General features: G+C 69.6%; 11 protein-coding genes and 1 pseudogene. 6 read left to right on the top strand and 6 right to left on the bottom strand.

What is annotated here, in order from left to right; genetic code table 11:
• Positions 1-380 precede the first annotated feature (380 nt).
• A complete protein-coding gene (locus tag ABTZ94_RS09805) occupies positions 381-1,577 on the bottom strand; it encodes an FAD-dependent monooxygenase (RefSeq protein ID WP_351199256.1) in 1,197 nt (398 codons plus the stop codon).
• Between ABTZ94_RS09805 and ABTZ94_RS09800 the strand changes: the two genes are divergently transcribed.
• Positions 1,561-1,887: a fumarylacetoacetate hydrolase family protein gene (locus ABTZ94_RS09800; protein ID WP_351199254.1), complete on the top strand. Its 327-nt coding sequence runs from the start codon at positions 1,561-1,563 to the stop codon at positions 1,885-1,887. The two genes, ABTZ94_RS09805 and ABTZ94_RS09800, sit on opposite strands and share 17 nt — an antisense overlap.
• A gap of 136 nt (positions 1,888-2,023) precedes the next feature.
• Here ABTZ94_RS09800 and ABTZ94_RS09795 read toward each other — a convergent pair whose 3' ends face one another.
• The 4 genes and pseudogenes from ABTZ94_RS09795 to ABTZ94_RS09780 form a co-directional block, all read right to left on the bottom strand.
• A complete protein-coding gene (locus ABTZ94_RS09795; RefSeq protein WP_351199326.1) occupies positions 2,024-2,989 on the bottom strand; it encodes an aldo/keto reductase in 966 nt (321 codons plus the stop codon).
• A 416-nt stretch (positions 2,990-3,405) separates the two neighbouring features.
• The gene (locus ABTZ94_RS09790) at positions 3,406-5,283 is read right to left on the bottom strand and encodes a transketolase (RefSeq protein WP_351199252.1); all 1,878 of its coding nucleotides are present in this window, start codon (positions 5,281-5,283) and stop codon (positions 3,406-3,408) included.
• A 145-nt stretch (positions 5,284-5,428) separates the two neighbouring features.
• Positions 5,429-6,184: a dienelactone hydrolase family protein gene (locus ABTZ94_RS09785; protein WP_351199250.1), complete on the bottom strand. Its 756-nt coding sequence runs from the start codon at positions 6,182-6,184 to the stop codon at positions 5,429-5,431.
• A 109-nt stretch (positions 6,185-6,293) separates the two neighbouring features.
• Positions 6,294-6,422: pseudogene (locus ABTZ94_RS09780) on the bottom strand (IS982 family transposase); the annotation flags it as partial.
• Between the two features lie 206 nt (positions 6,423-6,628).
• Between ABTZ94_RS09780 and ABTZ94_RS09775 the strand changes: the two are divergent.
• Positions 6,629-7,027, top strand: coding sequence for a DUF6221 family protein (locus ABTZ94_RS09775; RefSeq protein WP_351199249.1), 399 nt, complete (start codon positions 6,629-6,631; stop codon positions 7,025-7,027).
• 62 nt (positions 7,028-7,089) lie between these two features.
• Here ABTZ94_RS09775 and ABTZ94_RS09770 read toward each other — a convergent pair whose 3' ends face one another.
• Positions 7,090-7,851, bottom strand: coding sequence for a DeoR/GlpR family DNA-binding transcription regulator (locus ABTZ94_RS09770; protein ID WP_351199247.1), 762 nt, complete (start codon positions 7,849-7,851; stop codon positions 7,090-7,092).
• Positions 7,852-8,349: 498 nt separating this feature from the next.
• On the opposite strand from ABTZ94_RS09770, the gene ABTZ94_RS09765 reads away from it, so the two are divergent.
• Genes ABTZ94_RS09765 through ABTZ94_RS09750 form a run of 4 tightly spaced genes read left to right on the top strand, consistent with a single transcriptional unit; the run spans position 8,350 to position 13,940 of the window.
• Positions 8,350-9,828 carry an APC family permease gene (locus ABTZ94_RS09765; protein ID WP_351199245.1) on the top strand — a complete coding sequence of 493 codons (1,479 nt, stop codon included), beginning with the start codon at positions 8,350-8,352 and terminating at the stop codon, positions 9,826-9,828.
• Positions 9,825-11,258, top strand: coding sequence for an FGGY family carbohydrate kinase (locus tag ABTZ94_RS09760; RefSeq protein ID WP_351199243.1), 1,434 nt, complete (start codon positions 9,825-9,827; stop codon positions 11,256-11,258). The genes ABTZ94_RS09765 and ABTZ94_RS09760 overlap by 4 nt, the downstream gene beginning before the upstream one ends.
• Positions 11,255-12,676, top strand: a complete 1,422-nt coding sequence (locus ABTZ94_RS09755) for an NAD(P)/FAD-dependent oxidoreductase (RefSeq protein ID WP_351199241.1) — start codon at positions 11,255-11,257, stop codon at positions 12,674-12,676. The genes ABTZ94_RS09760 and ABTZ94_RS09755 overlap by 4 nt, the downstream gene beginning before the upstream one ends.
• Positions 12,677-12,686: 10 nt before the next feature.
• Positions 12,687-13,940, top strand: coding sequence for an NAD(P)/FAD-dependent oxidoreductase (locus tag ABTZ94_RS09750; RefSeq protein WP_351199239.1), 1,254 nt, complete (start codon positions 12,687-12,689; stop codon positions 13,938-13,940).
• Positions 13,941-14,048 lie beyond the last annotated feature (108 nt).

Below are 14,048 nucleotides of genomic sequence, written 5' to 3'. Positions count from 1 at the left end.
GGGTGGGGCTTCTGCGGTCGCCGGGCGGGCGAGGAGTCGGCCCCGGCGACAGGGGCGGGCGCCCGGGACGGCCGTGTCGGCGGGGCGGGTGGCCGCGGTGCGCCGGTCGGCGTGGGTCGGGGCGATGGGCGTCGGCCGGCACCCGTCGGCTTTGATCGAAACCGATCGAAAACGTTCGGTGTCGGCCGACACTGCGGCATCCGTGGGGCAGGCGCGGCAGGCCGGGGCGACCGAACTCGGCCTTCCGAGCCGGAAGGCCGGAGTGAAGAAGACTCCGGGCGAGGGCCAGGAGCGCCTGGCTCGGGGCCCTGCGCTCGGCTCGCGATCCGCGCCGGAACAGGGCCTGTCCTTCAGGTCAGGCCGAACAGGCCCTACGCGGACTACTCGACCGCGTCGAGCAGCGCGGCGAGCGCGGACTCAGGGGATGCCCCCTCGGCGCTGTGCCACGCGATGTGGCCGTCCGGCCGGACGAGGATGGCTCCGTCCTCACCGATCCTGAGCAGCTCCGGACAGCGGCCGTCCGAGCTGGTGACATCCCGGCCGATCACGACAGTCCGTTTCGCCACGCCTTCCCCGGTCTCCGCGAAGACATCGGCCCAGGCGGCTCCCCCGGGCCCTGTAATGAGGGTGAAGCCCGGGATGAGGAGGTCGTGCGTCGACACCCGTTCCCCGTCACGTTCGACCCAGGCGTGCGGAAGTCGCGCTCCGGGGACGGCAGTCGGTGTGTAGTCGGTGGCGGCGAGCGGGGCTCCGCCGACGCCTCCGGCGTGCCGGCTCGCCCCGTAGATGTATCCGATCTCCTGGTTGAGCGCGTCGAAGTGCGGGCGCTGCAGAGGGACGGCTTCCGCGATCCGCCGGCGTTCCGCAGCGGCAACTGACGGGTCCGGGCTTTCGAGGCGTGCGGCGATCCTGGCCGTCTCGGGCCCTATGCCGACCTCGGCCATTCTGATGGCGTTGAGCACGCTGTGGCGGGCGTTGTCGACGGCGACGGGGCGACGTTCGCGCTCGTAACTGTCGAGCAGGGCGTCGGAAGCGCAGCCCGCCAGCACGGCGGCGAGTTTCCAGCCGAGGTTGTCCGCGTCGGCGAGGCCGCTGTTCATGCCCAGGCCGCCTGTCGGCGGGAACTGGTGCGCCGCGTCACCGACGAGGAGGACACGGCCGCTGCGGTAGGTCTTGGCGGTCCGGGCCGTCATGGTCCACGGCCCCACGGAGCGGATGTCCACGTCGAGTTCGGTGGCTCCGACCGCGTCCCGGATGATCTGGGCGCACCGTTCGGGCGGGTAGTCCTGCGGCGATTCGACAGCCGGGTCGAAGCTGCGCTGGAAGGTCCACCGGCGAGCGCCGTCCATGCCGATGAGGAGTCCCGGGGAGGCACTGTTGATCAGCCAGATCAGTAGGGCGGGATCCTGCCCCATCCACGGGGACAGGTCGGCGTGGAAATAGATATTCAGCTGGTGCCCGAGGACCGGAGAGCCGTCCATCGCAATGCCGAGCATGTCGCGCAGACCCCCGGTCGCCCCGTCCGCCGCCACGACGTAACAGGTGTGCAGGATCTGCCGCTTGCCCGCGCCTTCCACGGTGACGTCGACCGACGAGTTCGCCGAGCCGCTCGACCTGCGGCTGCGCACCCTGGTCAACGGTGACGTACGCCAGGACGACCGCACCAGCGGCTTCATCCACAGCGCGGCCGAGCTGATCTCCTACCTCTCCCGCTACCAGACCCTCGAACCCGGAGACGTGATCCTCACCGGAACACCGCGCGGCGCGGGCGTATTCTCCGGTCGCCACCTGCGCCCCGGCGACGTCGTCGAGGTCGAGGTCGAGAACATCGGCAAGCTCCGCAACCACGTGACGGCCGCCCCCGAGGACGGGAGCGCGGGCGCATGACCGGCAGCGCGCACCGTTCGAGCCACTCCGCCCCGACGGCCGCGCCGGGCTGATACCGCCGAATACGGGCAGCACTGGGCCGGGCGGTGCGCGGAGGTGAACCGCGTACCGCCCGGCCGGGAAATGGAGCCCGGAATCAGGAGTAGAAGTTGCGCTGCCACCGGTGCTTGGCCAGCACGGCGAGCCGGTCGACGGTGAGCGGACGCCCGTCGCTCAGGGCTGTGTTGCGTTCGACGTTGCGCACGGTGCGCATGCCGGGGATGACGGTGGAAACCGCCGGCGAACTCAGTACGAACCGCAACGCGTTCTCAGCGATCTCATCGGGTTCGATGCCAAGGTCGGCGACGATCGCGGCAACCCGCTGTTCGACCTGTGCCGGGCGGTCGTCGCGGAAGTAGCGGTTGCGCCAGTCGCCCTCGGGGAACGTCGTACCGGCGGTGATCCGACCGGTGAGGCCGCCCTCGTCCAGCGCCACCCGCACGATGACACCGACGCCGTGCTCCTCACAGGCCGGCAGCAGCACGTCGGCGGGCGCCTGGTCGAAGAGGTTGTAGATGACCTGCACGCTGTCCACGGCGCCGCTGCGTACGAGTGAGAGTGCGTTCTCGGGCTGGTGGTCGTTGATGGAGACGCCGAACAGGCGGACCTTGCCCTCCTGCTTCAGTGCGGCAATCGTCTCCAGCCAGTCGCCACGGCCGACCCAGTCGTCGCTCCAGACATGGAACTGCAGTACGTCGAAGTGGTCCAGGCCGCTGGTGCGCAGACTGGTCTCCAGGCTTTTGCGGATGTGCTCGCCCGGGAACGTCTCAGCCGGGTCCAGGCCGTCGGGCGCCGGCCAAATGTCGTTCTTCGGCGGCACTTTGGTGGCGACGAGCACCTCGTCGCCGGCCCGCTCGCGGACGACGCGGCCGACTATTCGCTCACTCTCGCCGTAGCCGCGTGCGGTATCGATGAAGTTCACGCCGAGGTCGATGGCCCGGTGCAGGGCGCGTACGGATTCGTCCTCCGTGGCACCGACCCAGGCGGACTCGCCGATGCCCCAGGCGCCGTATCCGATCTCGGACACGGACAGTCCACTGCGTCCCAGCTCGCGGTAGCGCACAATTATCCTCCACGTCATGGTCCTTGCCCTGGCCGCGCCGGTGCTTTTGCCAGGAATCACGTCGACGATAAGCGACTGGGACGGCGGAGTCAGGCGGGTTTTTACGTCGCCGCGGGCTCCGGAGGCCACCACGGCGACGGCCCCGCTCGACCCACGTCTGCGGATCCGGGGCATCCGCGGCCCGCAGGTGGCGGATGGCTCCGCGATGCCGGTTCTCATCACCGTCATCCCGTCAGCCCGTGCATCACCACATGGTGATCGGCGAGAAGTGCGCCGACATGATAGAGGAGGACGCGAAGGGGTAGGCCTTCGCTCACGAAGTGCCCGGCGCAACCGCACGCCGCGGGCACTCCCTTCACAGGACCTCCCCGCGAGGTGCCCTGAGCGGCTCTCATCGCCGTCCACGGCGGCAGCGCTCAGCGGGCGGCGAGGTCATGGGCTGTTCGGATGATGTGGGTGCGTGAGATGCCTGCGGTGTCCAGGAGTTCAAAGGGGGTTCCGGAACCCGGCAGGTTGCGCACGGCAAGGTGGACGACTGCGGGGGTCAGTCGCTGGGCGGCGAGTGCGGACAGCACGGCCTCGCCGATGCCGCCTTCCGGGTGGTGGTCCTCGACGACGACCAGTGCGCCGGTTTGCTGGGCGGCGCGGGCGAGCGTGTCGAGGTCCAGGGGCTTGACGGAGTACAGGTCGACAACCCGGACGGGGATGTTCTCGGCAGCGAGCTGGTCGGCGGCGGCGAGGCATTCGTGGAGGGTGACGCCGGCACCGATGAGGGTGACCTGGTCGCTGTCGCTCGCGCGCAGGGTCTTGGATCCGCCGACGGGGAAGGTTTCGTCGGCGGCATAGAGGACGGGGTAGGCGCCCCGGGTGGTGCGCAGGTAGGAAATGCCGTCCAGGTAGGCCATTGCGGCGGTCAGAGCGGCAGCGGATGTGGCGTCGCTGGGGTAGAGCACGGTGGAGCCGTGGACGGCGCGCATCATGGCGAGGTCTTCCAGGCCCATCTGGGAGGGGCCGTCCGCACCGATCTCGACACCACAGTGGGTCCCGCACAGGCTCATGGAGATCTGGGAGACGGCCGCCATACGGATGAAGTCATGAGCTCGGGTGAGGAAGGCGGCGAAGGTGGTGGCGTAGGGGCGGTAGCCGCGTACGGCCATACCGACCGCGCCGGCGATCATCTGCTGTTCAGCGATGTACATCTGGAAGTACCGCTCGGGGTGTGCCTTGCCGAAGTCCTCCGCGTGGGTGGAGTTGCCCACCTCGGCGTCCAGAGCCACGATGTCGGGCCTGGCGCCGATCGCGGCGAGCGCCTTGCCGAACGCTACGCGGGTGGCGACGGCTTCACCGACCTCGAAGTGCGGCAGCGTCACCTCCACGGGAGCGGCCGGGGTACTGGGGGCGGCGGCGGGCGGCTGGGGGCCGCGGACGGTGAGGTGGCGTACGCCGCCCAGTTCGGTGACGGCGCGTGCGGCGAGATCGTCGGGCAGTGGTTTGCCGTGCCAGCCCTCGGCGTCTGCGACCTCGAAGACGCCCTGACCCTTGACGGTCTGGGCGACGATGACAGTGGGGGCCTGCCCGTCGTCCGCGGCGGCCAGGGCTTGTTCGACGGCCACGAGGTCGTGGCCGTCGATGACGAGGGCGCGGCAGCCGAAGGCTTCGGCGCGGCGGGCGTAGGCGCCGGTGTCCCAGCCCAGCTCCGTGGGGCCGCTCTGGCCGAGGCGGTTGACGTCGATGATCACGACGAAGTTGGCCAACCGGTGGCGGCCTGCCTTGTCCAGGGCTTCCCACACCGACCCTTCGGTCATTTCGCTGTCGCCGCACAGCACCCACACCCGGTACGGCTGGTGCTCCAGGTCCCGTCCGGCGAGCGCGATGCCGACGCCGTAGGCGATGCCCTGGCCCAGGGAGCCGGTGGCAGCATCCACCCAGGGCAGGACCGGAGTGGGGTGGCCCTGCAGCCGAGCGCCGTTGCGGCGGTAGGTGGTCATCAGTTCCTCTTCGTCGATCGCACCGGCGGCGAGGAACATCGCGTACAGCAGGGGGGAGGCATGCCCCTTGGAGAAGATCAGGTGGTCGTTGGCCGGGTTCTTCGGGTTCAGCCAGTCGTAGCGCAGTTGGCGTGTCATGAGGACGGCCATCAGATCCGCGGCGGACAGGCTGGAGGTGGGGTGGCCGGAGCCGGCGGCGGTGCTGGCGCGAACGGAGTCCACGCGCAGCTGCTGAGCCAGCTGAAAGACCTGGTCCAGGCCGCTGTCGGGCCCGAGGGAGACAGTGGGGGTGTTCTCGACCGACATCGCGGCTTCCTCTCGTGTCCTGCGTTCTTGTCCGGTCGTCGACGGCTGCCGGCTCGCGGGCCGCCCCCAGGGGCTGCGTGGGGCGCCTGTGCCCTTGCCGACCGTATGTCCGTGGTGCGGTGACCGCGATCTGAACGCGTACCGGTCAGAGGGTGCGGTCCAGGAGTGCCATCAGTGCTTTCCAGTAGCGTTCGTCCGCTGTGCTGTCGTATGCGGCGGTGTCGGCCTGGGTGAAGCCGTGGTGCGCTCCTGTGTAGACCTCGCTGCGGTGGCGCACGCCGGCTGAGTCGAGGGCCTCGTCGAGGCGCTTGATCTGCTCGGAGGGCAGCGAGGGGTCCTGGTCGGCGTGGCCGAAGTACAGCTCCGCGGTGATCCGGTCGGCGAGCAGGTGCGGACTGTCGGCAGCGTCTGTGGCCAGGCGCCCGCCGTGGAAGCCCGCCATGGCCGCGACCCGCTCCGGGTAGGTGCCGGCGGTACGCAGGGCAAGGCCGGCGCCCATGCAGTAGCCCGTGATACCGACCGGTCCGTCAGTGGTGAGGGGGCAGTCTGTCAGCCAGGTCAGGTAGGCATCGGCGTCGCACATCGCCGGACCGGGTGTCAGTGACTGGATGACCGGGCCGATACGCTCGAAGATCTCCGGGCGTCGGGCCGGGTCGATGAAGTCCGGCAGCTCGACCACCGGCGCCCGCCCATGGCGGTAGAAGACATTGGGGACCAGCACGGTGTAGCCGGCTTCGGCGAGACGATCGGCCATCTTCTTCAGGTGGGGTCGGATTCCGAAGGCGTCCATGTAGAACAGCACCCCGGGGTGGGGACTTCCGTCGTCGGGATGGGCCAGGTAGGCGTCGGCGGTGCTGTCTTGTGTGGGGATGTCCATGGATGTTCCGCGCACGGTGGTCATGGGCGGTTCTCTTCTCCTGTCCGGCGCCCCTGCGTGCTCGGAATCAGGAGGGGCGCGTGTGCTCTCAGGCCGGCGGGATGGGTGTCAGGACGAAGGGTTGCGGTTGCAGTCAGTGATCGTAAGCGGTCAGTGATCGCTTGACCGGTTGCCCGGTCCTGCCGTTGAGCCGGATCGCTGCAGTGGGTGCCAGGATCCGGGACAGCACCCGCATTGTCACGGCGGCGGGACCTCCCCCCCCCTCCCCCCCCACCGAGCGTGCAGACCAGGGGCTCCGTCTCGGATCATCTCGGCACCCGGATACGCCCACGACAGGTGGTGTCCCCGGGGCACTGGACTTCAACTCGGTATCGTCGTCCGACATCCTCGGTGAACGAACAGAACTGGCCAAGGCAGTGGGTGCGGCTTCCGGCAGGGAGCCATGACGGTTAAGGATTCGAAAGCCCGATGACAGACAACTCCGACATGATCGATTTCGTTCGGGCGCGTCTTGCCGAGGAGGAACAGATTGCGCAGGCGGCGGGCGGGGACAGCTGGCGGTGCCCGGCCGGTGTGCCCGGCGAGGTCCACGACCGGACCGGCGCCATCGCGTTCAGCGTGCGGAATCTCGGCTTCGATCAGCACATCGCCTTTCAGGACCCCGCGCGCACACGTCGTCGCATCGAGACGAGCAGAGTTCTCCTCAATGAGTACGCGGAGGTCGCCGACAAGGACGTCGACCGCCCCGAACACGACTTCTCGTCCGGCCGTGCGGTCGGGCTCGGTTTCGCCGTCCGGCAGATGGCCGCAGAGCATGCCGGCCACCGCGACTACCGGGCGAAATGGCTGCCGCGGTTCATCCTTTGACGTCCGGCGGCAGCCACCCGGCCGCCATCGAGGGCGAGGGGCCTCTTCCCCGATGCGGGGGATCAGGCGACGAGCGTGGTTGCTCCGGCCCGGGTGAGGGCGGTGCGCAGTTCGGTGTCGGCGGCCTGGTCGGTGATGAGGGTGTCGAAGCCGTCGAGCCCGCAGACACGGTGTGCCGCCGTGCGGCCGAACTTGCTGGAGTCGGCCAGGACGTAACTGGTGGTGGTGCCGACGAGGATGGCGCGCTTGGTGGCGACTTCGTCGAGGTGGTAGTCGGTCAGTCCATAGGGGGCGACCCCACCGGAGCCGATAAAGGCCACGTCGGCGCGCAGGTTGTTGAAGAACTCCATGGCTTGGGCGTTGGAGCAGGCGAGATCGCCGGCGCGCAGACGACCGCCGCTGACGAGTACCTCGGTTCCGGGGCGGGTGCTGGCCTCGGCCGCCACGAGCAGCGAGGGTGTGGCGATGACTCCGGTGTGGTCGGCAGGCAGCGCACGGGCCACCTCGAGTGCGGTGGTGCCCACGTCGATGATGACGGTCTGATGCGGCTTGATCAGTGCGGCTGCAGCGCGCCCGATGGCCTCTTTCTGTGCGGCCTGAGCACCGCTTCGTTCGGTGAAGGGTGCTTCTTCTCCGACGGAAGCCTGGCGGGTGGTGGCGCCTCCGTGGACGCGGGCGAGCTCGCCGCGCTGCTCGAGCAGTGCGAGGTCGCGGCGCACGGTCTCGTGTGAGACACCCAGGAGTGTCGTGAGGTCGTCGGTGGTGACGAAGGTGAGCCGCGCGAGCTCGGCGACGATCCTGCGGTGCCGTTCTGCAGCGAGCACGCTCGCACCCCCATGACTGTTTCTGTGGTTCTGTGACCGCATTCTACCGTTACTCGGCGCTTCTCAGCGATCCCGCCCGGGGGCGGGGTCGGGAGGCACCTGACGGGGCGCGTCGGAAACTGCGCGGTCCTGCAGGTCTGCACCGACACGGGAACCGTTCCCGTTCTCAGAGGAGAGAAGCCCAACCTCTTGACGAGACACAGGCAAAGGTCCACACTTTCGGGTACCTGCAGTCAACTTTCCACAATTTCGGTCAATGCGTGAATGATGCAGCCGCTGGCGCAACCTACCGCGCGCCGCGCTCGGCGGGCCAGGTCCGCCGAGCGGCAGACCGCAGCACCCGCACAACCGTGGCGGGGCCGCTCACCGCCTCGGCCCGCCCACGTCCGCCGATCCCGCACCCGCGGCGGGACACCTTGAAAGAGGGGAACGCGAGCTATGACTCATCCGGACACACGCACGCAGGGTTCGAAACCCGTCGGCGAGCGCCGAGAAGGGATGTCCCGGGAACTGGGCTGGTACGCCTCGTTCTCCGTGGCCTTCGGGTTCGTGTCGATCGCCACGGGCATCTTCACGACCTACGGAGCGGTCCTGGAAACGTCGGGCCCGAGGGGCATCTGGGCCTGGCCGATCACGGTGATCGGCCAGCTCTCCATCGCGCTGGTCTTCGGGGCCCTCGCCGCGCGCATTCCGATCAGCGGCTACTCCTACCAATGGGTGTCACGCATCGTGGGGCCGGTGTGGGGCTGGATCATGGGCTGGATCTCGTTCGCGTTCCTGGGCGTCGTCCTGGTCGCCGTGGACTACACCATCGCGTCCACGATCCTGCCGGAGCTGTTCCAGTACGTGGGGACCGCACAGAACGCGTGGGTGATCACCGCCGTGGTGGTGCTCCTGCAAGCGGTGCTGGTGGCCCTGTCGACGCGGACCACCCACAAGGTCAACAACGTGGCGGTGACCATGCAACTGATCGGCATGATCGCGTTGACCATCCTGCTCTTCGTGGTTGGCGCCGCCACTGGCAAGCTCGACTTCGGGCACCTGTTTGACACCGGAACCGTTCCCACCGACGGCTACTACGGCATGGGCGGGGGCACCCACGCCGGGCCGTTCGCGCTGGCGTTCCTGCTGGGCGCCTTCACCATCGTGGGGTTCGAGTCGGCGGCAAACCTGGCCGAGGAGACCCGTGAGCCGGCCCGTGTCATCCCCAAGGCGATGGTCCAGGCAGTGCTCTCGCTGGGCGTGCTCGGATTCCTGTTCCTGGTCGCGGTGACGGCCGCGGCGGGCCGAGTGGACGCGGTGGGCGAGTCGGCCACCCCGGTGGCCACAGTGATCACCGCCGTGCTGGGCTCGGTCGTCGGCAAGGTGCTTCTCGTCCTCGTCGTGACCTCGATCTTCTCCTGCGGCCTGGTGATCACCCTCAGCGGGACCCGGCTGGTGTACGCCATGTCGCGCGACGAGCGGTTCCCCGGCTGGCGGCTGCTGCGCCGTGTGGACCGGCGTACCGCAACGCCGCTGAACGCCTCGGTGTTCATGATGCTCGTCGCCCAGGTGATCCTGGCGCTGTTCTCCCGCTCCACGGACGCACTGTTCCAGCTGTTCTCGGCCGGCACGCTGCTGCCCGCACTCATCTACGCCGGCACCGTCGCCATGTACATCGCCAAGCGCAAGTCGCTTCCGCCGTCCCAGGGCTTCTCCCTGGGACGCTGGGAAGTACCGGTCCTGACCATCGCCACCGTCTGGCTCGTCTACGAACTGCTGATCTTCCGCGACGCCTCCTTCCGGGCACCCTGGACCTATGTGCTGGTGCTGTTCGGACTCGGCGCCCTCTACTTCGCAGGGCTGCTGTACCGCCGCGGAAGGAGCGGGCTGACCATGCCCGACATGGCTGACGTCGACCGGGCACTGGACGCCGCGGACACCACCACGCCGCAGGCGCAGCAGGGGCCCCTCGCTGCGGAAGGCACCACCCGATGACCACGATCCTCGCCATCGACCAGGGCACCTCTGGGACGAAAGCGATCGTCGTCGACTCCGCGGACGGCACCCTCGCCATCGCCGAGGAGACAGTGCGCCCGACCTACCTGCCGGGCGGCGGCGTCGAGCAGAATCCGCACGAACTCCTCGACTCCGTCCTGAACACCGGACGGCGCGCGGTCAACACGGCAAACCGCCCCATCGACTGTGTCGCCCTGGCCAACCAGGGCGAGACCGTGCTGGCCTGGGACCCGGCCACCGGCACCCCCCTGTCCCCCGCCATCGTGTGGCAGGACCGCCGCTCGGAGAGCGTCTGCCACGAACTGGCCCAGCACGCCGACCACATCGCCCGGCGCACCGGTCTCGTCCTCGACCCGTATTTCTCCGCCCCGAAGATGGCCTGGCTGCGCCGTAACCTCACCCGGGACGGCGTGGTCACGACCACCGACACCTGGCTGGTCCACCACCTCACCGGCGAGTTCGTCACCGACGCCTCCACCGCGAGCCGCTCCCTGCTCCTGAACCTGGACACGGCGACCTGGGACACCGGCCTCATCGACCTCTTCGACCTCGGCAACGAGAAGCTTCCCCGCATCGCCGCCTGCGACGAGATCATCGGCACCACACGGGCCTTCGGCGGCAGCATCCCGGTGGCCGGGCTGATCGTCGACCAACAGGCCGCCCTGGTCGCCGAGAGCTGTCTGGAACAAGGCACCGCGAAATGTACCTACGGCACGGGAGCTTTCCTGCTGGCCAACACCGGCCTGAACCCGGTGCGCTCCAGTGCCGGGCTGACGACATCGGTCGCGTGGCAGGCCGGCGGGCAGACGCCGTACTGCGTCGACGGACAGGTCTACACCGTCGCCTCGGCGGTGCGATGGCTTCAGGATCTGGGGCTCGTCCAGAACGCCACCGACCTCGACACGCTGGCCGCCGCGGACGCCGAAGGCGTGCTGTGCGTGCCCGCCTTCGCCGGGCTCGCCGCCCCCTGGTGGGCACCGGACGCGACCGCCTCGCTCACCGGCATGACGCTCGCCACTCGCCGCGAACACCTGGTCCTTGCCGTCCTGCAAGGCATCGCCGCGCAAGTCGCCGAACTGATCAGCCTCGTGCAGACGGACCTCGGGCGGCCACTGACCCGGCTGCGCGCCGACGGCGGCCTGACCAACAGCGCCGCCCTCATGCAGGCCCAGGCCGACATCGCCCAGATACCGGTGGACATCTACCCCTCCGCGCACGCAACGCCGCTCGGCGCGGCCGCTCTGGCCCGCTGCGCCCTGGACCCACGGCTCAGCCTCAAGGAAGCCGTCGGCGCATGGCAGCCGAGAACCGTCTACGAACCCCTCTGGTCCGGGGACCGGGCAGAGGAGTTCCGCACCACATGGACGCAGGCCGCCGCGGCCTGCGTCGGCAAGGGAGAACACACATGACCGCCACCACGCAGGCCCCCCGCGCCGACGTCTACGACGTCGCCGTCATCGGAGGCGGCATCGTCGGCGCGGCCATCGCACGGGAACTGTCCGGCTACGAGCTCACCGTCGCCCTGGTCGAAGCCCGCGACGACGTCGGCGACGGCACCAGCAAGGCCAACACCGCCATCCTGCACACCGGCTTCGACGCCAAACCCGGCACCCTCGAATCCCGCCTGGTCGCACGCGGCTACCACCTGCTGTCCGCCTACGCCAAGGCCACGGGCATCCCCGTCGAGCACACCGGCGCCCTGCTGGTGGCCTGGAACCGGGAAGAGCTCGACGCCCTGCCCGGCCTGAAGGAAAAGGCCGAGGCCAACGGCTACGAACACTGCCGCATCGTCGACGCCGGCGAGGTCTACCGCGCCCTCCCCGATCTCGGCGACGGCGCCCTCGGCGGCCTGGCTGTGCCCGATGAGTCCATCATCTGCACCTGGACCACCAACCTCGCCCTGGCCACCGACGCACGGCAGCGCGGCACCGACATCCTGCTGCAACACGCCGTCACCGGCATCCAGGACAACGACGACCACACCGCCCTGAACACCACGGCCGGCGACATCCGCGCCCGCTGGGTCGTCAACGCCGCAGGCCTCGGCGCCGACCACATCGACCGGCTCTTCGGCCACGACCGCTTCACCGTCACCCCTCGCCGCGGCGAACTGTTCGTCTTCGACAAGCTCGCCCGCCCCCTGGTCGACAAGATCGTCCTCCCCGTGCCCACATCCCGCGGCAAGGGCGTCCTGATCTCGCCGACCATCTACGGAAACGTCATGCTCGGCCCCACCGCCGAAGACCTCACCGACCGCACCGACACCGCAACCTCGGAAGAGGGCTACGACTTCCTGCTCAGCAAGGGCGAGCGGCTCATGCCCCGCCTGCTGGCCGAAGAAGTCACCGCCAGCTACGCAGGCCTGCGCGCTGCCATCGACCGCGGCGACTACCTCATCGAAGCCACCCCCCAGCAGCGCTATCTCCTCGTCGGCGGGATCCGCTCCACCGGCCTGACGGCAGGCATCGCGATCGCCGAACACGTACGCACCCTCCTGGAAGACGCCGGCCTGACCCTGCGCACCCGCAGTCGGCTGCCCGACCCCCCGCGCATGCCCAACATCGGCGAAGCCGCCGGTCGCCCCTACCAGGACGCCGACCTCATCGCCCAGGACCCCGCCTACGGCACCATCGCCTGTTTCTGCGAACGCGTCACCGAAGGCGAGATCCGCGACGCCTGCCACGCCACGATCCCCGCGCGCAGCCTCGAAGGCCTGCGCCGCCGCACCCGCGCCATGAATGGCCGCTGCCAAGGATTCTTCTGCGGCGCAGCCGTCGACGCCCTCCGAAACCAGCACCACGCCCACGACGGCTGCGGCCAGGCCTGAAGGACAATCGATGAACCACCAGCCCACTCCGCTCACCCCCGACGTCCTCATCATCGGCGCGGGACCCGCCGGCCTCACCGCCGCCGCCGAACTCGCCCACCGCGGTGCCGGCCACATCCTCGTCGTCGACCGCGAGCACCAGGCCGGAGGCATCCCCCGCCACAGCGACCACACCGGATACGGACTGCGTGACCTGCGCCGCGTCATGTCCGGCCCCGCCTACGCACGCCACCTCGTCGAGCGGGCGACCACCGCCGGAGCCGAGATCCGCACCCGCACCATGGTCACCGGCTGGGCCGACGACAACACCGTCGACGTCACCAGCCCCGACGGCCGCTACCGGATCCGCCCCAAGGCGCTCGTTCTCGCCACCGGCGCCCGCGAACGCCCCCGCACCGCACGCCGCATCCCCGGGGACCGCCCCCACGGCGTCTACACCACCGGCCAACTGCAAAACCTCGTCCACCTCCACCACCAGCCGGTCGGCAAGCGGGCCGTCATCGTCGGCGGCGAACTCGTCAGCTGGTCCGCAGCCGTCACCCTGCGCGAAGCCGGCTGCACTCCCGCCCTCATGATCAGCCAATACCCCAGGGCCGAGTCCTACTCAGCCTTCAACACAGCCGGACGCACCGTGCTGCGCGTCCCCGTCGCCACCCGCACCCGCGTCACCCGCGTCATCGGCAAGGGCCGCTGCCAGGCCGTCGAGATCGAACACCTCGACACCGGAAAGCGCCGCACCATCGAATGCGACACCGTTGTCTTCACCGGCGACTGGATTCCCGACCACGAGCTTGTCCGCAGCGCCGGCATCACCCTCGACACCGGCACACTCGGCCCCCTCACCGACACTGCCCTGCGCACCAGCCGCCCCGGCACCTTCGCGGTCGGCAACCTGCTGCACCCCGTCGACACCGCCGACGTCGCCGCACTCGACGGCAAGCACGTCGCCCAACAGGTCATCGATCACCTGCACGGGCGGCCACAGCCGACCGGGGGCGTTCGTCTGCTCGCCGAGGCACCGTTCCGCTGGGTCGCCCCGCAGATCCTGCGCCCGAACGACCCCGCGCCCGCGCGAGGCCGCCTGCTGCTGTGGACCGACGAATTCGTCCGCTTCCCCAAGGTGACCGTCCGCCAGGACGGACGAACCGTCACACGCCGTACCCTCGCCTGGCCCGCCGCCCCCGGGCGGGTCTTCCGCATCCCCTCCACCGTGCTCGACGGAGTCTCGGACACCGGCGGCCCCGTCCACATCGGCCTGGACTAAGACCGACCGGCAAATGGGGGGTGGGAGAAGGAGCGGGGCTGGGTGCGTGCAGCTGCAAGGCGGAGGATTGAGGCAGATGGGGTCTCCCCTGCTCGAGCGCAGCCGAGA

Source organism: Streptomyces sp. NPDC002785 (assembly GCF_040295565.1).
Lineage (GTDB): Bacteria > Actinomycetota > Actinomycetes > Streptomycetales > Streptomycetaceae > Streptomyces.
The sequence above is the reverse complement of the archived record's forward strand: the minus strand, read 5'-3'. Positions and strand labels throughout refer to the sequence as shown.

Coding starts and splice junctions, on each gene's coding strand:
- ABTZ94_RS09775 (WP_351199249.1), top strand. CDS start 6,629: ATGACAGACAACTCCGACATGATCGATTTCGTTCGGGCGCGTCTTGCC.
- ABTZ94_RS09755 (WP_351199241.1), top strand. CDS start 11,255: ATGACCGCCACCACGCAGGCCCCCCGCGCCGACGTCTACGACGTCGCC.
- ABTZ94_RS09750 (WP_351199239.1), top strand. CDS start 12,687: ATGAACCACCAGCCCACTCCGCTCACCCCCGACGTCCTCATCATCGGC.
- ABTZ94_RS09760 (WP_351199243.1), top strand. CDS start 9,825: ATGACCACGATCCTCGCCATCGACCAGGGCACCTCTGGGACGAAAGCG.
- ABTZ94_RS09765 (WP_351199245.1), top strand. CDS start 8,350: ATGTCCCGGGAACTGGGCTGGTACGCCTCGTTCTCCGTGGCCTTCGGG.
- ABTZ94_RS09785 (WP_351199250.1), bottom strand. CDS start 6,184: ATGACCACCGTGCGCGGAACATCCATGGACATCCCCACACAAGACAGC.
- ABTZ94_RS09790 (WP_351199252.1), bottom strand. CDS start 5,283: ATGTCGGTCGAGAACACCCCCACTGTCTCCCTCGGGCCCGACAGCGGC.